Origin of the sequence: Jiangella sp. DSM 45060, from assembly GCF_900105175.1 — a bacterium.
Classification (GTDB): domain Bacteria; phylum Actinomycetota; class Actinomycetes; order Jiangellales; family Jiangellaceae; genus Jiangella.
Genome location: NZ_LT629771.1, coordinates 6,143,818 through 6,160,670 on the forward strand (window position 1 = coordinate 6,143,818; position 16,853 = coordinate 6,160,670).

Consider the following 16,853-nt stretch of genomic DNA (forward strand, 5'->3'; position numbering starts at 1 on the left):
GTAAGCCGCCACTCAACGGCGAGAAACCTGGGAGGGACCATGAAAGGCAAGCTGATCCTCCTGGCCGGCGCCGCGGTCGGGTACGTCCTCGGCACCCGGGCCGGGCGGCAGCGCTACGAGGAGCTCAAGGGCAAAGCCGACGCGCTGTGGCACGACCCCAAGGTGCAGCAGAAGGTCACGGACGCGCAGGAGGCCATGCGGGCCCGGGCGCCGGAGCTCCAGGAGAAGCTCACCGACGCCGCGTCGCGCGCCTCCGGCAAGGTGCGCTCGACGATGCACCGCAACGACGGCGACGGCGACGCCAGCGACATCCCGGAGGTGAGCGCCCATGGCCGCAACGGGCACTACCCGCAGTCAGGATGACCACTCCGTCGCGGAACTGGTCCGGGAGTTCTCGACGCAGACGTCGCATCTGATCCGCGACGAGTTGCGCTTGGCCCAGGCGGAGATGTCGGTGAAGGCGAAGCATGCCGGAATCGGCCTCGGCCTGTTCGGCGGCGCCGGGCTGCTGGCCTTCTTCGGGGTCGGCGCCCTGGTGACGGCAGCCATCGCCGCGCTCGCACTGACCAGCCTGGACGTGTGGGCCGCGGCGCTGATCGTCGCCGCCGTCCTGTTCCTGCTGGCCGGCGTCGCCGCGCTGGTCGGCCGCGGCGAGACCAAGCAGGCCTCGCCCACCCCGGACCGCACCGTCGAGAACGTCAAACGCGACGTCGAGGAGCTCAAGGAGGGCAGGCACCGATGAGCACCACCACTACGCGCACGAACGCCGCCACGACCGGTGAACCGCCGAAGGACGCGACACCGGAGGACATCGAGCGGCACATCGAGCAGACCCGCGCCGACCTCGGCCGCACCGTCGAAGCGCTGCAGCACAAGCTGGACGTGCGCAGCCAGGCACGCGAGCGGCTGAGCGCCGTCCGCGACCGGGCCGGTTCCCTGGCCGGGTCGGCCCGCGACCGGGCCGGCTCCCTGGCCGCGAGCGTCAAGGCACTGGCCACCCGCCCGGCGACGATGATCGCCGCCGGCGCCACGGTCGTGGTCGGCGGCGTGGTGGGCGCGGTCGCGTGGAAGCGGCGGCACTGAGGAGCACCCCATGGCGACGCACATCCACGGACGCGATTCCTCGGCGGACCGGCCGCGCCCCGACGACGTGGCGGCGGACCAGTCGGCGGCGGACGGGCCGAGGCAGCTCACCCGACCGTCCTGGACCTACGTCGCCCGCCGCTCGGTGCGCGAGTTCATCCGCGACGAGTGCCCGGACATGGCGGCGGCGCTGACGTACTACTCGGTGCTGTCGCTGTTCCCGGCCCTGGTGGCGCTGGCGTCGTTGCCGGCGCTCATCGGGCAGGACAGTCAGCGGACGACCGACCAGCTCGTCGGCATCGTCCAGGACATCGCGCCGTCGTTGGTGACGTCGGATCTGGAAGGACCCATCAATCAGCTCACGAATGCTCCGGGCGCCGGCTCAGCGCTGATCATCGGTCTGCTGGTCGCGCTGTGGTCGGCGTCCGGCTACATCGGCGGTTTCGGCCGCGCGATGAACCGCATCTACGACGTCGACGAAGGACGGCCGTTCTGGAAGCTGCGGCCGCAGCAGCTGGCGCTCACGCTGCTGACGATGCTGCTGGTACTGGCGGCCGCCGTGCTGCTGGTGGTCAGCGGCCCGGTGGCGCGGGCCATCGGCGACGCGATCGGGGTCGGCGACACCGCCGTGACCGTCTGGAACATCGCCAAGTGGCCGGCGCTCGTGCTGATCGTCGTGGTGATCGTGGCGATGCTCTACTGGGGCACCCCGAACGTGCGCCGGCCACGCTTCCGCTGGGTCAGCGCCGGCGCCTTCATCGCGATCGTCGTGTGGGCGCTCGGCTCGGCCGCGTTCGGCCTCTACGTCGCGAACTTCGGCAGCTACGACCGCACCTACGGGTCGCTGGCCGGTGTGGTGATCTTCCTGCTGTGGCTGTGGCTGACCAACCTGGCCCTGCTCTTCGGCGCCGAGTTCGACGCCGAGACCGAACGGGCCCGCGAGTTGCTGGCGGGGGTGCGCGCCGAGGAGGCGATCCAGCTGCCGCCTCGCGACACGCGCAAGATCGAGAAGGACTCCGAGAAGCACGCCACCCTGGTGCGCCGCGGCCTGCGGCTGCGGCAGTCCGGCGGCGACGACACGTCGCTGCCGGAGAAGCGCCCCTGACGGCGGCTCGTTCTGGCGGCGGGCGCACCATCGGCCGCGGCCGGCGGTCAGCGGGCCGAACCCGGCGGCGACGCGCCAGCGGCAGGCAACCGGCCGCCCGTCGGTTGGCGCGGACCCGGCCACGACCGCCCGCCCAAGCCCGGCGGCGACGCGCCGGCGGCAGGCAACCGGCCGCCCGTCAGTTGGCGCGGACCCGGCCACGACCGCCCGCCCAAGCCCGGCGGCGGCGCACCAGCGGCCGGCCGACGGTCAGCGGGGCGAACGGTCAGCGGGGCGAACGCCGCATCGGAGGCTGGCCGAGGGTCAGGTGGCGGGAACCTGCCACGCCCGCGAACCCGGCCACGCACCGCCCGCCCCGATCCCGGGGGCGCTCCATCGGCCGCGGCCGGCGGTCAGCGGGGTGGACCCGGCGGCGCCGTTGCCAGCGGCAGGCAACTGACCGTCCGCCGGCCACGCCCGCGACCCGGCGACGCCCGGCGACCCAGCCACCCCGGCGACCCAGCCACCCCGGCGACCCAGCCGCCCGGCGACCCAGCCACCTCGGCGACCCGGCCTCGCCCGCCCTCCGACCTGCCGCGGCGCGCCACGGCAGGCAGCCGGCCGTCCGTCAGATGGCGCGGACGCGGCTGGCGCAGGCGCGGGCCTCGAGCCGGCGGGCGAGGCGGTCGAGCAGACGGGCGGCGAGTTCGAGGCGGCGGGTGCGGCGGGCTCGGCGGGCGAGCCCGGCCGTGACGGCGGCGTGCTCGAGGTCGGCGGCGCGGACACGGTGCAGGGTGTCGGGGTACGGCTCGTAGCTCATGACGGTCTCCTTTCAGGTCGTGCGGAGCAGCCGGACGGAGCCGCTGACGGTGGTGATGGCGAGCAGCAGGGCGCGGTCGGTCTCGGCGGGCGCGTCGGTGTGGTCGAGATCGGAATGGATGGACCCAGAGATCGACGACACGTCGAGGTGGGCGGCGGTGCCGGTGACGATGCCGACCGTGACGTTGCCGCTGGCGCTGCGGGCCCGGAGCTCGCCCTCGACGGCGCGGTGGGCGGTGATGTCGCCGGACGCGGTCTTGAGCTCGACTCGGCCGTCGACCGCGGCCAGCCGGATGTCGCCGGAGGCGGCGGAGACACGGCCGCTGCTGAGCGGCTGCTCGACGTCGATGGAGCCGGAGCCGGACTCGAGCTCGACGGTGCCGCCGGCAGTGCCGAACCGGATGGACCCGGAGCCGGTGCGGACCCGGGCGCCGGCGGTCTCGGTGACGTAGACGTCGCCGCTGCCGGTGGTGAGCTGGAGGTCGGAGCAGGTGTCGACGGCGATGTCGCCGGAACCGCACTTGGCGGCGACGTCGGCGAACCGGCCGTCGAGGCGGAGGTCGCCGGAGCCGGCCTGGGCGTCGACGCGGCTGCCGGTGGGGATCGTGACGGTGATGTCGACCGACGTGGAGCGGCCGAGCAGCGACGTGGTGCGCGGGACCTCGATGCGCAGCGCGCCCGGCCGGTGCTCGACCAGCGTGCGGTGGGCGAGGTCTTCGCCGTCGTGGCCGGCCGGTCGCAGCTCGACCAGGATCTCGGTGGCGTCGTCGGCCGCGGTGACGACGACGTCGCCGGAGCGCTGCTCGACGGTCAGGCCGATGGGGCCGTCGGCGGGGAAGCGGTGGGTGACGATGTCGGACACGGGAGTCTCCTGAGGTCGCGGGCGGGCGTCAGCGCACCCAGCCGGAGAGGTTCCGGCCGATGGTGACGCGGCTGGTGGACGAGCGCTGCGGCTCGAAGGTCTGCAGCACGGCGCGGATCAGCCAGGCGTTGACGGACATGCCCTCGGCGGCGGCCGCCTCTTCGACCCTGACCTTGAGCGTCTCGGGCAGGCGGAGCGACACCCGCGAGGTGCCTTCGTCCTCCGGCGGCAGCGGCGGCGCCGGCGGGGTGGGCGGCTGCGGCGGGTGCGGCGGCGCGTGGACGGTCTCGGTGGCGACCATCTCGGGGTCGCCGCCGCGCAGTCGGACCTCCACGGCGATGCCGTCGAGCTGGCTGGTGACCTCGGCCGCGGCGTCGCCCAGCGCCTCGAGGAGCGTGAGCCGCAGCGACGGCTCGACGGCGTACGACAGCCGCTCGGCGGCACCGCGGACGTCGTCGGAGGCGGCCTGGCCGGCCGCGGCCAACGAGCCGCGCAACGCTTCGACGTACTGGGTGAGGTCCATGACGCCATGATGGCGTCATCGTGGCGTCACGTCAAGCGCCAGAATGACGCATCGCTGACAGCAGGCTGCGCCGGGTGACGCCACAACGGCGTCACCCGGGCGTCACCTGGAGTGGGTCAGGAGCCTCGCTGCACGGCGGCGAGCAGCAGTTGGGCGACGTCGAGGACCTCGACGCCTTCGCCGCGGCCGTCGGCCTGGGCCTCGGTGAGGCCGTCGGAGAGCATGACGCGGCAGAACGGGCAGCCGACGGCGATGGCCTCGGCGCCGGTGTCGAGCGCCTCGGCGGTGCGGGCGCTGTTGATGCGGGTGCCGATGCGCTCTTCCATCCACATGCGGGCACCGCCGGCGCCGCAGCAGAACGAGTTCTGCTGATTGCGTGGCATCTCGCGCAGCTCCACGCCCGGCAGCGCGCCGACCAACTCGCGCGGCGGGGTGTAGACCTGGTTGTGCCGGCCCAGGTAGCAGGGGTCGTGGTAGGTGACCGGCCGTCCCGCGATCTGAGCGTCGCCGACGGGCGCGACGGGGGTCAGCTTCCCCTCGCGGACCAGCCGGTTCAGCAGCTGGGTGTGGTGCACGACCTCGAGCTCCAGCCCGAGCTGGGCGTACTCGTTCTTGATGGTGTTGAAGCAGTGCGCGCACGTCGACACCACCCGCACCGCCTTGGACTCGCGCAGCACGTCGATGTTCTGCGCGGCCAGCTGCTGGTACAGGAACTCGTTCCCGGACCGGCGTGCGGGATCGCCGGTGCAGGTCTCGCCGTCGCCCAGGACGGCGAACGACACCCCGGCGGTGTGCAGCAGCTCCGCGACCGCCTGCGTCGTCTTCTTCGCGCGGTCCTCGAACGCGCCCGCGCAGCCGACCCAGAACAGCCACTCGACCTCGTCGAGCGAATCGACCTCGACGCCCACCCGCGGCACCTCGAACGACAGCCCCGACGCCCAGTCCATGCGCTTGGACGCGTTGACGCCCCACGGGTTGCCGGCCTTCTCCAGGTTCTTGAACAACCCGTTCAGCTCGGACGGGAACTCGGACTCGATCAGCGACTGGTACCGGCGCAGGTCGAGGATGTGGTCGACGTGCTCGATGTCGACCGGGCACTGCTCCACGCACGCCCCGCAGGTGGTGCACGACCACAGCACGTCCGGGTCGATCACGCCGCCCGCGTCGACGGGGCCCACGAGCGGACGCTCCGCCTCGGCCTTCGCCGACTCGTCGCCCGACAGCAGGTACGGCGCCTTCGCGTAGGCGTGGTCGCGCAGCGCCGTCACGAACAGCTTCGGCGACAGCGGCTTCTCGGTGTTCCACGCCGGGCACTGCGACTGGCACCGCCCGCACTCCGTGCACGTCGAGAAGTCGAGCAGCCCCTTCCAGGAGAAGTCCTCGACCTTCCCGACCCCCAGCGACGCGTCGTCGTCGAGATCGTCCAGCGCCTCGAAGTCGACCGGCTCGCCGTTGACCGTCAGCGGCTTCGCCGCACCCAGCGCGGGCCCGCCCTCGGGGTCGCGCTTGAACCAGATGTTGAAGAACGCCAGCCCCCGGTGCCAGCCCACCCCCATCGTCAGGTTCCACGCCAGCACGATGAAGAACACCCACGACACGGTGATCTTCAGCCCGGCGACCAGGTGCACCGTCAGCTCGACGTCAGCCGTCGGCACACCGGAGAACCACGACCTGATGAACGCCGTCAGCGGGAAGTGCAGCACGTCACCGAACAGGCGGTACTCCAGGCCGCGCAGCACCAGGATGCTCGCCGCGATGGTCGCGATGGTGAACTCGACGTAGTACGCCTGCCAGAAGTTCGACCCGAAGAACCGCGACCCCCGCTCCAGCCGCCGCGGATGCGAGCGCTGCCGCACCACCGTCAGCACAGCGATGCCCAGCAGCGTCGTCCACGCGATGACCTCGGTAAACCACTCGAACGGGATCCAGTGCCCGATGAGCGGCAACGCGTACCGCGCGTCGAACAACTGCCCGTACGCCGTCACCAGCGTGAAGAACAGCGCGAAGAACCCGACCATGACGAACCAGTGCGCCACCGCCACCACGGGCCGCTTCGCCATCTTCGTGTGCCCGAGGAACTCGCGCACCAACGTGCGAGTGCGGCCCGACGGGTTCAGCTTGCGGCCCGGCGCGGGCCCACCCAGCCGGATGACCCGCACCATCCGCATGATCGCGTCGGTGAGCACCACCAACGACAACACCGTCACGCCCAGCGCGACGACGATCGCGACATACTGCATGCGGGCTCGGCCTCCTTGCCGATCGGACGGGTCTCACGACCCAGATTACTCGCGGGTAACCGCTACGCGCCCTCGACCCGGGTCCGGTGGAAGTTGAGATGCGACCGGCTGGGCGTCGGGCCGCGCTGCCCCTGGTAGCGCGAGCCGTGCCGGGCGGTCCCGTACGGCTCCTCGGCCGGCGACGTCAGCTGGAAGAAGCACAGCTGGCCGATCTTCATGCCCGGCCACAGCTTGATCGGCAGCGTCGCCACGTTGGACAGCTCGAGCGTGACGTGGCCGGTGAAGCCGGGGTCGATGAACCCGGCGGTCGAGTGCGTCAGCAGCCCCAGCCGGCCCAGGCTGGACTTGCCCTCGAGCCGGGCCGCGACGTCGTCGCCGAGCGTCACCGCCTCGTAGGTCGACGCGAGCACGAACTCGCCGGGGTGCAGGACGAACGGCTCGCCGCCGTCGGGCTCGACCATGCGGGTGAGGTCGGGCTGCTCCTCCGCGGGGTCGATGTGCGGGTACCGGTGGTTCTCGAACACCCGGAAGTAACGGTCGAGCCGGACGTCGATGCTCGACGGTTGGATCATCTCCGGGTCGAACGGGTCGAGCACGACCCGCTTCGACTCGACGGCGGAGCGGATGTCCCGGTCGGAGAGCAGCATGTTGGGACACTACCGAACGCGCTCAGCCGTCCGGGGCCTGACGGCGGTAGGCCAGGGGCGCGCGCCAGCTGTAGCGCAGGGCCAGCGCCCGCAGCGTGAACGTCACGACACTCGCGCCGACGCCGGTCCAGACCGACAGCGCGTCCAGCCGCCACAGCACGGCGGTCGCCGCGGCGCCCACCATGGCGGGCAGCGCGTAGATGTCGTCGTAGCGGAACAGCGACGGCACCTCGCGGGCCACGACGTCGCGCAGCAGACCGCCGCCGACCGCGGTCGTCACGCCGAGCAGCACCGCCGACACCGCCGGCACGTCCGCGGCCAGCGCCTTCGCCGTCCCGGTGACGCAGAACAAGCCCAGCCCGACCGCGTCGAACAGCAGCAGGGTGCGCCGGAACCGCGAGACGTGCGGGTAGTAGAGGTAGACGACGCCGACGGCGAGCAGCACCGGCGCGAGGTACACCGGGTGTTCCAACGCGGCCGGCCGCACCCCGATGATGACGTCACGGACGACCCCGCCGCCCAGGCCCGTCATCCCGGCCAGCAGCGCGCTGGCGACGACGTCGAACCCCTTGCGCGCCGCCAGCAGCGCGCCGGTGACCGCGAAGAAGAACACTCCGACGAGGTCGAGCGCGAGCTGGGTCCGCTCCGCGAAGATCTCCACGGACCCAGCATCGCGCAGCCAGGCCGGCGAGGTGTCAGGACGCGACGCCGTGCGGGCCGATGTCGCGGGTCAGGGTGTACGGGCTGCCCGGCCGCGGCTCGTGCCAGTACCAGGACTCGGCGTCCCAGCGCACGCCGCCGAGGTCGCGGCCGGTGCGCAGGACGTCGTCGTGCTCGGGGGCCAGCATCGCGACCCAGAGCTTCGCCGGTTCGAACAGCCGCACCCGCCAGTGGGTGCCCTCGCCGAACCGGGGGAGCTCGACCGGCGCGATGATGTCACCGAGCCGGGCGATGACGTCGACGTCGCGTCCCGCCGGGCGGAGCGTCACGAACACCGCCACGTAGTCGACCTCGTCTACGCTGCCGACCCGCTCGTGGTGCCGCACCGTCGCGTCGTACACGCGCGGGTCCAGCAGACACGGCGGCTCCTGACGTGAGCGGCGGAAGAACTCCCTGGGGCTGCGCATCGGAGTCAGCCTAGCCGCTGCGCAGCGCCGCGATCGGCTCGACGGCGGAGGCCCGCCAGGCCGGGTAGGCGCCGGCGACCAGCCCGATCAGCCCGCCGAGCAGCGGCGCCACCAGCGCCAGCCTGATGTCCAGCAACGGCGTCCAGTCGCGCACCACCGACACCCCGACCGTGGCGAGCACCCCGACGGTCGACCCGACGAGCCCGCCGAGCAGCCCGACGATGCCGCTCTCGATCAGGAACTGCCCGGCGACGTGTGACCGCCCGGCGCCGATCGAGCGCCGCAGCCCGATCTCGGAGATCCGCTCCATCACCGACAGCAGCGTGACGTTCGCGATGCCCAGCCCGCCGACCAGCAGCGCCAGCCCGCCGAGCGCCAGGAACAGCCCGTTGACGTCGGCCGACACGTTGTCGCGCATGGACCCGGGCGGCGGCGGCGCGTTGACGTCGAGCAGGTCGGGGTTGTTCGGGTCGACGGCGATCGGCGCCTGCCGGCCGATCAGCTGGGCCGCGCCGACGTCCGTCCGGACCTCCAGGGCCTCGGGCGCCGCCAGCGCGTACAGCTCGCGCGCGGTCGTCATCGGCATGATCACGGAGTCCTGCAGCTCGGTGCGGTAGTCGACGGCGTCGAGGATCCCGATGACGGTGAACGCGCGGTCGCCGATGAAGATCGACGGCTGCGAGTCGACCCGGTTGATGCCCAGGCGGTCGGCGGCGTACCGGCCGAGGACGACGACGGCGTCGCCGCGCGCGTCGTGCCCCTCGTCGAAGAACCGGCCGCCGGCCAGCCGCGCGCCGAGCGCCTCGAACAGCCCGGCCGACGCGGCACCGACCGGCACCACCTGCTCCTGTGTGCCGTACGGCACCCCGCGAACGGCGTCGCCGCCCACGTCGACGGAGGCGAACGTGCCCGCCGACGCGACGCCGGCCAGCCGCAGCATCCGCTCCGGCGCGTCCCACGGCAGCTGCGTGAGCGCCACCTCGCCGTCGGGGCCGTCGGTCTCACCCGCCGCGACGGTGACCCGGGTGGCCGCGACGGCGTCGAAGCGGTCGGTGATCTGCCCCGCGGCGGTCTGCCCGAGCCCGATCGTCGCCACCATCGCCGCGATGCCGAGCACCGTGCCCAGCGTGGTCAGCGCCAGCCGCGACGGCCGGGCGGCGACGCCGGCGAGCGCCTCGCCGAACAGGTCGGTCATCCGCATTCGACGGCCGCGGTCGGTCGCCCGCTGCCGCGGCCGCCTCACGCGACCACCCCGGCCGCCACGACGTCGGACATCACGCCGTCGACGATGCGGACCCGCCGCTCTGCCCGCTCGCTGACGTGGTCGTCGTGGGTGATGACGGCGAGCGTGATGCCCTCGGCGTGCAGCTCGTCGAACAGGTCGAGCACCGACGCCGCGTTGCCGGAGTCGAGGTTGCCGGTCGGCTCATCGGCCAGCAGCAGGCTGGGCTGGGCGACCAGCGCGCGGGCGATGGCCACCCGCTGCCGCTCGCCGCCGGACAGCGTGAGCGGGTCGAAGTCGAGCCGGTGACCGAGCCCGACCCGCTCCAGCGTGGCGACGGCGCGCGCCGTGCGCTCCTTGCGCGGCACCCGCCGGTAGATCATCGACAGCTCGACGTTCTCCAGCACGCTGCGGTGCGGCAGCAGGTGGAACGCCTGGAAGACGAACCCGATGCGCTCGCCGCGCACGCGGGTGCGGCGCCTCTCGGACAGCGTGCTGACGTCGACGCCGTCGAGCCGGTAGACGCCGTGCGACGGCCGGTCCAGCAGGCCGAGCAGGTTCAGCAGCGTCGACTTCCCCGACCCGGACGGCCCGATGATCGACAGGTACTCGCCCTGCGCGATGGACAGGTCGACGTCGCGGACGGCCTCGACCCGCGGCGGGCCGGGGAACACCCGGCCGATGCCGCTCATCTCGACGACCGGCGGCGTCACTCGTCGCCTCCGTCGCCGGAGTCGTCGCCGCTGTCGCCGACGACCACCAGGTCGCCCGCGGCGAGCGTGCCGTCGACGGCGGTGACCTCGGCGTAGCCCTGGGCAGTCAGGCCGACCTCGACCTCGACCAGCTCGGCGACGCCGTCGCGCATGACCTCGACCCGCGACTCGCCGCCCGGCCCGGCGGTGAGCGCCGCCAGCGGGACGGCGAGCACGTCGCCCTCGGTGCTCTCGATCGGCACCGTGACGCGCACGTTCTGCCCGCGCAGCGCCTCGGCCTGCTCGGGCGTCAGCTCGCCCGGCGTGACGGTGACGTTCCAGCCGGAGGCGCCCTCGCCCTCGGCTTCGGCGATGGCGGTGATGGTGCCGGGCACCTGCTCGCCGGTCGGCAGCTCGATGGAGACGGGCTGGTCGACGGCGAGCAGCTCGAAGTCGGCCTTGTCGACATTCGCCGTGACGACCAGCGAGGCGCCGCTGACGGACATGGCCGCGCCGTCGATCTGGCCGCCGCGGCGCACGTGCACCTCGTCGACCCGGCGCGGCAGGCTCGGCACGAACACCACCTCGGACGCGGGCAGCGGGGTGCCGGCGGCGGCCGCGGCCTCGTCGCGGGCCGTCCGCGCGTCGGCGAGCTGCTCGCGCGCGTCGTCGAGCGCGTCCTCCAGGGCGTCGGTGTCGACCGGCGCGCCGTCCGGACCGGGCGCGGACTCGTCGGCCGACTCGACTGCGTCCTCGGCGTCCTCGACCGCGTCCTCGGCCGCCTCGACGGCGTCGTTGGCCGCGTCGAGCTCGGCCTCGGCCCCCGGATCCGGCGCCGGCGCCTCGTAGCCGATGCGTTCGAACAGCTCGGCCACGGCGTTGCCGGTCGACAGCGTGTACTCGTCGTCGACCTCGCCCGGGTCGAGCCCGAGGCGGTCGAGTGTGACCTCCAGTTGTGCGACGTCCGGGCCGCTCATGCCCGGCCGCAGCGACCGGTACATGGGCAGCTCGCCGGCCAGCGCGATCAGCGGCCGGCCGACGATCTCCAGCAGCGCGGCGCCCTCGGCGATCTCCGCGCCGACCTCGGGCACCTGGCCGGTGACGATCGGCGGCGTCTCCAGCCCACCGGTCTCCGGCTTGACGTCGACGGCGCCGGCCGCGGACACGTCGCCGCGGGTCACGACCTCGCTGTTGAGCGTGCGGGTCTCAACCGGCACCGTGACCTCGGACGCCTCGGGCGCGGCCGTCCGCGCGATGGCGTCGGCGGGTGAGGTGATGCGGGTGCCGGCGAAGATGCCGGCACCCAGGGCGATGACGGCAGTACCGCCCACGACGAGCAGGGTCCGGCTGCGTGCTCGGCTCACCCGACGCCACCGGCGCTACCCGCCGGGCCTTCGGCCATCGCGTCGCGATAGCGCTCGAGCTCGGCCTCGTGCTGGTCGACGAACTCCTCCTCGAAGCCCCACGCGACGTCCTTCTGGACCTCGGCGTACTCCTGCTGCTCGCAGTCGTAGTCGGCGGTCGCGACCGCGATCTCGTACTCCTGCAGCTCGGCCAGCGCCGCCTCGTCGATGTCGGCCTCGGTGTCGCCGCCGACGCTGACGCTCGGCTCGTCCTCGCTGTCCGGCGCGTCGGTCGGGGCCTCGTCCTCCCAGCCGTAGAGCTCGCTCATCCGGTCCATGACCGTCTCTTCGGGCTGGCCCGTGGTGTCGAACTCGCTGTAGCCGGCCTCGGCCATGCACGCCGCCCACGCCTCGGTCGCCTCGACCATGCGCGGGTCGCTCTCGACCCGCTGGCGCAGCGCCTCCAGGTCCTCGAACAGGCCCTCGAACTCGCTCATGTCGAAGCCGCCCATGAGGCCCTCGTCGCCGTAGACCTCCGCGCTGGCCTTGCCGTGGCAGCCCTGGTCCTGCAGATCCGGCGGCGCGCCGTCCTCGCCCGGCGCGATGGAGACCGCGCCGCCGTTGCCGCTCACCTCCACGGCGTCGCCGAAGAGCGCGCGGTTGTACTCCTCGAGCGCCGCCTCGGACAGGCCGTCGCGGATCGCCGCGTTCGGGTCGGTGTCCTCGGTCTCGGTGTCCTTGCCCGGGTCCATGAGCGTCGTCATGCCGTAGCCGTACTCGCGGGCGAACTCGTCCGGCGGCAGCGAGTAGGCCTCGGCGAACGGGTCGTCGCCGCCCTCGCCGCCGCCTGGGTCGACCGGGATGTACTCGAAGCCCGCCTCCTGCATGCAGGACGCGACCAGCTCTTCGACCTGCCGCAGCTGCTGGCGCTCGTCCTCGCCCAGGTCGGCCATCGAGAAGGCGACGGTCATGCCGCCACCGCTGCCGAGGCCGGAGTCCTCGCCCAGGTACTGCTCCAGGGGGCTCAGCTCCTCGCCGTCGCCTGACTGGCCCGACGTGCCGCCGTTGCCCCCGTCGTTCTGCCCGCCGCTGCCGTCGTCGCCGCAGCCGGTCAGGACCAGGCCGGCCACGCAGGCGTACGCCAGCAGCCGGGCCCGTGCTCGCCAATTCGTCATGCCAGCAGGGTGCGATCAGCGCTGTGAAGAACCTGTGAAGGAGCCGTCAGATCCGCGCTCTTCACAGGTTCCTGACAGCTTCCTGCCACACTCGAATGCCATGGGAGCCCGGATCCTCGTGGCCGAGGACGACGTCAAACAGGCCGAGCTCGTCCGCCGTTACCTCGAACGCGAGGGCCACTCCGTCGTCATCACGCACGACGGCCGCGCCGCCCTCGACGAGGCGCGGCGGCGCCAGCCCGACCTGCTCGTGCTGGACGTGATGATGCCGCGGGTCGACGGCCTCGACGTCTGCCGCATCCTGCGCACCGAGTCCGACACCCCCATCATCATGCTGACCGCGCGGTCCACCGAGGACGACCTGCTGCTCGGTCTCGACCTCGGCGCCGACGACTACCTCACCAAGCCGTACAGCCCCCGCGAGCTGGTCGCCCGGGTCCGCACCATCCTGCGCCGGGCCGACCGGCACCGGGCCGCCGACTCCCGGCTGCGCATCGGCGACCTCGTGGTCGACACCGCGCGGCACCAGGTGTACGTCGGCGGGCGCGAGATCGACGTGACGCCGGCCGAGTTCAAGATCCTGGCCTGCCTGGCCGCCGAGCCCGGGCGGGTGTTCCCGCGGCAGAAGCTGCTGGAGCAGGCGTTCGGCTTCGACCACTACGCGCTGGACCGCACCGTCGACGTGCACGTCATGAACCTGCGGCGCAAGCTCGAGGCCGATCCGGCGGCCCCGGCGTTCCTGCTGACGGTGTACGGCGTCGGCTACAAGATGGCCGATCACCCAGGAGTGCGCGATGCGTCGTAGCCTGTTCGTCCGCCTGCTCGTGCTCTCGCTCGGGGTGGCGGTCATCTCGATCTCCGCGACCGCCTGGCTCACCACGCAGAGCACCAGCCAGCGGCTGCGCGGCGAGTTCGCGCGCACGCTCGAGGCCGATTCCCACGTCTACCAGAACCTCGTCGTCTACGCGCAGAACAACGACTCGTGGGACGACGTCGGCGACCTCGTCGACGAGCTCGCGCGGGCGACGGGCAGCCGGGTCGCGCTGACCGGCGCCGACGGCGAGGTGCTGGCCGACTCCGCCGGTTCCGGCGGCGACGCGCCGCCGCTGCCGTCGACGCCGACCGCCGAGATCGACGCCATGGCGCCGCTGTCGGTCATGGCCGGCGACTTCTCGATGGCGTCGGCCGTGCCGTTCGTCGACACCTGGTCCAGCGGTGTCGTGGCCGACGAGGCGACACCGTCCCCGGGCGACGAGGCCGCGCCGCTGGAGGAGACGATCAGCATCACCGGCATGGGCACCAGTTTCGTCAGCATCGGCACGCCGATGTCGACGCCGCTGGACTGGCGGCTGACCAAGGAGGAGGCCAGGGCCCGCGAGCGCCTGGTCGCCGACGCCAACGCCTGCCTGCGCGACCTCGGCAGCGACGAGCTGATCGTCAGTCCCGACGGCACGGTGCTGCGCGCCACGACCGACACGCTCACCAGCGTCCTGGAGCTGCCGGCCGAGTCGACGACGGTCGACGACTCCGTCCGCGGCTGCGTGCCGCCCGAGCTGTCCGAGGCCAGCGCGGCCAGCAAGGCGCTGAACGCCGAACAGGTGCGGCTGACCGAACAGTGCCTCGCCGACGCCGGCATCGTGCCCCAGCCCACGGTCGCCGAGACCGGGCTGGTGCAGCTCTCCGTCGACTCCGGAAACGAGGCCGAGGTCGACCAGCTGTACGACTGCTCCGTGTCGGCCGGCGACCAGGCGATGGAGCCGTTCCTCGCCGACGCCGCGCTGCTGTACATCGGCACGACCGACCGGTTCGACGCGCTCTCCGGCGACGGATGGGTGCGTACGGCGCTGACCGGCCTCGGCGTGCTCGCGGCCGCCACCGGCATCACCGTCTTCGCCGGCCGGCGACTGTCGCACCCGATCCGCACCCTCACCGAGGCGGCCCAGCGGCTGGCGTCCGGAGGACGGGGCACCCGGGTCCAGGTGACGGGCAGCGACGAGGTGGCGCGGCTGGGGCACGCGTTCAACGCCATGGCGTCGTCGATCGAGGAGAACGAGCGGCAGCGCAAGGCGATGGTCAGCGACATCGCGCACGAACTGCGCACGCCGCTGGCCAACGTCCGCGGCTACCTCGAGGCGGCCGAGGACGGCGTGGTGCCGATGGACCCGCAGCTGGTGTCGTCACTGCTGGAGGAGTCCACGCTGCTGCAGCGGCTGATCGACGACCTGCAGGACCTCGCGCTCGCCGACGCCGGCATGCTGCGGATGCACCGCGAGAGCATCGACGTCGCCGACCTCGCCCGCCAGGTGGTCGCCGCGCACCAGCCGTCGGCGTCCGGGTCGCAGGTTGAGCTGGTGGTGGCCGCGCCGCCGTCGGTCGTGGCCGACGCCGACCCGGTGCGGCTGCGCCAGGCGCTGGGCAACCTGGTGGCCAACGCCGTCCAGTACTCCGGCACCGGCAGCACCGTGCTGGTGCGGGTGTCGCGCGACGCGGTGTCCGACGAGGTGGTGCTGGCCGTGCGCGACGACGGTCCCGGCATCGCGCCCGAGCACCTGGAGCACCTCTTCGATCGCTTCTACCGCACCGACACCTCCCGCACCCGGGCCACCGGCGGCAGCGGCCTGGGCCTGGCCATCACCAAGCACCTGGTCGAGGCGCACGACGGCACCGTCACGGTGTCGAGCATGGTGGGCGCGGGGTCGACGTTCACCGTCCGGCTGCCGTCGCGGGCGCCCGTCCCGGCCACCTGATCAGCCGAAGGCGACCTCCGGCAGCCAGGTGACCAGGCCGGGGACCAGCGCCAGCAGCAACAGCATGGCGATCATCACGGCGAGGAACGGCAGCACGGCCACGCTGAGCTTCCCGAACGACACCCCGCTCATCTTGGTGAGCACGTAGAGCAGCGCGCCGACCGGCCACGTCAGCAGGCCGAGCATGAGGTTCACGACGACGATGACGCCGAAGTGGATCGGGTCGATGCCCAGCTCGGTCGCCACCGGCAGCAGGATCGGCAGGAAGATCAGGATCGCCGGCACCGCGTCCATCGGCATCCCGACGATGAGGAAGAACACCATCGCCAGCAGGATGAACGCCACCGGGCCCACGTTGAGGTCCTCGACCAGCGACGACAGCCCGGTCGCGAGGTCGCCCACCGTCAGCACGTACGAGAACGCGCCGACCACCGCGAAAAGGATCATGATGGTCGCGCTGAACACGGCGCCGTCGCGGAACAGCGGCAGCAGGTCGCGCGGCGCCAGCGTCCGGTAGACCACCAGGCCGAGGAACAGCACGTACGCCGCGGCCAGCATGGACAGCTCGGTGATGGTCGCGAAGCCGGTGAGGATGCCGCCGATCAGCAGCACCGGCGCGCCGAGCGCGGGCAGCGCGGCCAGCGTCAGCGGCCACAGGTCGGCGGCCCGGCGCGGCACCCGCTCCGTCCGCGGCAGCAGGCCGCGGCGGGCGTTCCACATGATCAGCAGCACCATCGAGCCCGCCAGCAGCAGCGCCGGCACGACGCCGCCGAGGAACAGCTTGCCGACGGACAGGTTCGTCACCAGCGCGACGAAGATCATCGGGATGCTCGGCGGCGCGATCGGCCCGATGACGGCGGCGCTGGCGTTCACGGCGGCGGCGAACTCGGGCCGGTAGCCCTCCTTCTTCATCGCCGGCAGCATCACCGACGAGACGGCGGACGCGTCGGCCGGCGCGCTGCCGGACACCCCCGACACCGCGACGTTGACGCCCACCGACGCGTACGCGAGGCCGCCGCGGTAGCGGCCGAGGAAGTACATCATCAGCCGCAGGATCCGCTCGGTCATGCCGGTGCGGTTCAGCAGTTCGCCGGTGAGGATGAAGAACGGGATCGCCAGCAGCTCGAAGTTGCCGATGCCCTTGGCCATCGCCGTCGGCAGGCTGGTCGCGTCCCCGAGGCCGAGCGCGCCGATCGTCACCAGCGCGGCCACGCCCATCGAGATCCAGACCGACAGGCCCAGCCCCATACAGGCGAACAGGGTGAGGAACAGGACGATGGTCTCCATGG

Annotated in this window: 18 protein-coding genes; 6 read left to right on the plus strand and 12 right to left on the minus strand. The window is 72.8% G+C overall.

The genetic code is table 11. From position 1 onward, the window contains the following. The first annotated feature begins 39 nt into the window (after positions 1-39). The 4 genes from BLU82_RS27595 to BLU82_RS27610 are packed head-to-tail and all read left to right on the plus strand — an operon-like array spanning position 40 to position 2,188. Complete coding sequence (locus BLU82_RS27595; protein WP_092624121.1) at positions 40-363, plus strand: YtxH domain-containing protein; 324 nt, start codon at positions 40-42, stop codon at positions 361-363. After that, positions 329-742, plus strand: a complete 414-nt coding sequence (locus BLU82_RS27600) for a phage holin family protein (RefSeq protein ID WP_092624122.1) — start codon at positions 329-331, stop codon at positions 740-742. Before BLU82_RS27595 ends, BLU82_RS27600 begins: the two co-directional genes overlap by 35 nt. Then, positions 739-1,083 carry a DUF3618 domain-containing protein gene (locus BLU82_RS27605; protein ID WP_092624123.1) on the plus strand — a complete coding sequence of 115 codons (345 nt, stop codon included), beginning with the start codon at positions 739-741 and terminating at the stop codon, positions 1,081-1,083. Before BLU82_RS27600 ends, BLU82_RS27605 begins: the two co-directional genes overlap by 4 nt. Before the next feature lie 10 nt (positions 1,084-1,093). Further along, on the plus strand, positions 1,094-2,188 hold the full coding sequence (locus BLU82_RS27610) for a YihY/virulence factor BrkB family protein (RefSeq protein ID WP_092624124.1): 1,095 nt from the start codon (positions 1,094-1,096) through the stop codon (positions 2,186-2,188). Positions 2,189-2,795: 607 nt separating this feature from the next. Here the strand turns inward: BLU82_RS27610 and BLU82_RS27615 are convergent. The 11 genes from BLU82_RS27615 to BLU82_RS27665 form a co-directional block, all read right to left on the minus strand. Beyond that, positions 2,796-2,987, minus strand: coding sequence for a hypothetical protein (locus BLU82_RS27615; RefSeq protein ID WP_092624125.1), 192 nt, complete (start codon positions 2,985-2,987; stop codon positions 2,796-2,798). A 12-nt stretch (positions 2,988-2,999) separates the two neighbouring features. Then, positions 3,000-3,848, minus strand: coding sequence for a DUF4097 family beta strand repeat-containing protein (locus BLU82_RS27620; protein WP_092624126.1), 849 nt, complete (start codon positions 3,846-3,848; stop codon positions 3,000-3,002). A 28-nt stretch (positions 3,849-3,876) separates the two neighbouring features. Further along, positions 3,877-4,371, minus strand: a complete 495-nt coding sequence (locus tag BLU82_RS27625) for a hypothetical protein (protein WP_092624127.1) — start codon at positions 4,369-4,371, stop codon at positions 3,877-3,879. A 116-nt stretch (positions 4,372-4,487) separates the two neighbouring features. Next, entirely contained in the window at positions 4,488-6,611 is a 2,124-nt protein-coding gene (locus BLU82_RS27630; RefSeq protein ID WP_092624128.1) for a (Fe-S)-binding protein, read from the minus strand. A 62-nt stretch (positions 6,612-6,673) separates the two neighbouring features. Continuing rightward, positions 6,674-7,258: a dCTP deaminase gene (gene dcd / locus BLU82_RS27635; RefSeq protein ID WP_092624129.1), complete on the minus strand. Its 585-nt coding sequence runs from the start codon at positions 7,256-7,258 to the stop codon at positions 6,674-6,676. 22 nt (positions 7,259-7,280) lie between these two features. Continuing rightward, the gene (locus BLU82_RS27640; protein WP_197682522.1) at positions 7,281-7,919 is read right to left on the minus strand and encodes a trimeric intracellular cation channel family protein; all 639 of its coding nucleotides are present in this window, start codon (positions 7,917-7,919) and stop codon (positions 7,281-7,283) included. 34 nt (positions 7,920-7,953) lie between these two features. Beyond that, positions 7,954-8,385 (minus strand): hypothetical protein, encoded by a 432-nt coding sequence (locus BLU82_RS27645; protein WP_157741298.1) that lies wholly within the window; start codon positions 8,383-8,385, stop codon positions 7,954-7,956. A gap of 10 nt (positions 8,386-8,395) precedes the next feature. Beyond that, positions 8,396-9,580 (minus strand): ABC transporter permease, encoded by a 1,185-nt coding sequence (locus BLU82_RS27650; protein WP_197682523.1) that lies wholly within the window; start codon positions 9,578-9,580, stop codon positions 8,396-8,398. A 44-nt stretch (positions 9,581-9,624) separates the two neighbouring features. Further along, the gene (locus BLU82_RS27655; RefSeq protein ID WP_092626378.1) at positions 9,625-10,299 is read right to left on the minus strand and encodes an ABC transporter ATP-binding protein; all 675 of its coding nucleotides are present in this window, start codon (positions 10,297-10,299) and stop codon (positions 9,625-9,627) included. Between the two features lie 17 nt (positions 10,300-10,316). Beyond that, a complete protein-coding gene (locus BLU82_RS27660) occupies positions 10,317-11,663 on the minus strand; it encodes a hypothetical protein (protein ID WP_092624132.1) in 1,347 nt (448 codons plus the stop codon). Further along, on the minus strand, positions 11,660-12,817 hold the full coding sequence (locus BLU82_RS27665) for a hypothetical protein (protein ID WP_092624133.1): 1,158 nt from the start codon (positions 12,815-12,817) through the stop codon (positions 11,660-11,662). The genes BLU82_RS27660 and BLU82_RS27665 overlap by 4 nt, the downstream gene beginning before the upstream one ends. A gap of 100 nt (positions 12,818-12,917) precedes the next feature. Between BLU82_RS27665 and BLU82_RS27670 the strand changes: the two genes are divergently transcribed. Together BLU82_RS27670 and BLU82_RS27675 are read left to right on the plus strand one after the other, a co-directional pair. Beyond that, entirely contained in the window at positions 12,918-13,622 is a 705-nt protein-coding gene (locus BLU82_RS27670) for a response regulator transcription factor (protein WP_092624134.1), read from the plus strand. Continuing rightward, positions 13,612-15,564, plus strand: a complete 1,953-nt coding sequence (locus BLU82_RS27675; RefSeq protein ID WP_092624135.1) for a cell wall metabolism sensor histidine kinase WalK — start codon at positions 13,612-13,614, stop codon at positions 15,562-15,564. Before BLU82_RS27670 ends, BLU82_RS27675 begins: the two co-directional genes overlap by 11 nt. Here BLU82_RS27675 and BLU82_RS27680 read toward each other — a convergent pair whose 3' ends face one another. Continuing rightward, a complete protein-coding gene (locus BLU82_RS27680; protein WP_092624136.1) occupies positions 15,565-16,851 on the minus strand; it encodes a TRAP transporter large permease in 1,287 nt (428 codons plus the stop codon). Positions 16,852-16,853: the final 2 nt, after the last annotated feature.

Bases quoted from the DNA above. Each gene is read 5' to 3' on its own strand.
- BLU82_RS27605 (WP_092624123.1), top strand. From the start codon at position 739: ATGAGCACCACCACTACGCGCACGAACGCCGCCACGACCGGTGAACCG.
- BLU82_RS27645 (WP_157741298.1), bottom strand. From the start codon at position 8,385: ATGCGCAGCCCCAGGGAGTTCTTCCGCCGCTCACGTCAGGAGCCGCCG.
- BLU82_RS27615 (WP_092624125.1), bottom strand. From the start codon at position 2,987: ATGAGCTACGAGCCGTACCCCGACACCCTGCACCGTGTCCGCGCCGCC.
- BLU82_RS27670 (WP_092624134.1), top strand. From the start codon at position 12,918: ATGGGAGCCCGGATCCTCGTGGCCGAGGACGACGTCAAACAGGCCGAG.
- BLU82_RS27665 (WP_092624133.1), bottom strand. From the start codon at position 12,817: ATGACGAATTGGCGAGCACGGGCCCGGCTGCTGGCGTACGCCTGCGTG.
- BLU82_RS27680 (WP_092624136.1), bottom strand. From the start codon at position 16,851: ATGGAGACCATCGTCCTGTTCCTCACCCTGTTCGCCTGTATGGGGCTG.
- BLU82_RS27600 (WP_092624122.1), top strand. From the start codon at position 329: ATGGCCGCAACGGGCACTACCCGCAGTCAGGATGACCACTCCGTCGCG.
- BLU82_RS27630 (WP_092624128.1), bottom strand. From the start codon at position 6,611: ATGCAGTATGTCGCGATCGTCGTCGCGCTGGGCGTGACGGTGTTGTCG.
- BLU82_RS27675 (WP_092624135.1), top strand. From the start codon at position 13,612: ATGCGTCGTAGCCTGTTCGTCCGCCTGCTCGTGCTCTCGCTCGGGGTG.
- BLU82_RS27650 (WP_197682523.1), bottom strand. From the start codon at position 9,580: ATGACCGACCTGTTCGGCGAGGCGCTCGCCGGCGTCGCCGCCCGGCCG.
- BLU82_RS27655 (WP_092626378.1), bottom strand. From the start codon at position 10,299: ATGAGCGGCATCGGCCGGGTGTTCCCCGGCCCGCCGCGGGTCGAGGCC.
- BLU82_RS27625 (WP_092624127.1), bottom strand. From the start codon at position 4,371: ATGGACCTCACCCAGTACGTCGAAGCGTTGCGCGGCTCGTTGGCCGCG.
- BLU82_RS27610 (WP_092624124.1), top strand. From the start codon at position 1,094: ATGGCGACGCACATCCACGGACGCGATTCCTCGGCGGACCGGCCGCGC.
- dcd (WP_092624129.1), bottom strand. From the start codon at position 7,258: ATGCTGCTCTCCGACCGGGACATCCGCTCCGCCGTCGAGTCGAAGCGG.
- BLU82_RS27595 (WP_092624121.1), top strand. From the start codon at position 40: ATGAAAGGCAAGCTGATCCTCCTGGCCGGCGCCGCGGTCGGGTACGTC.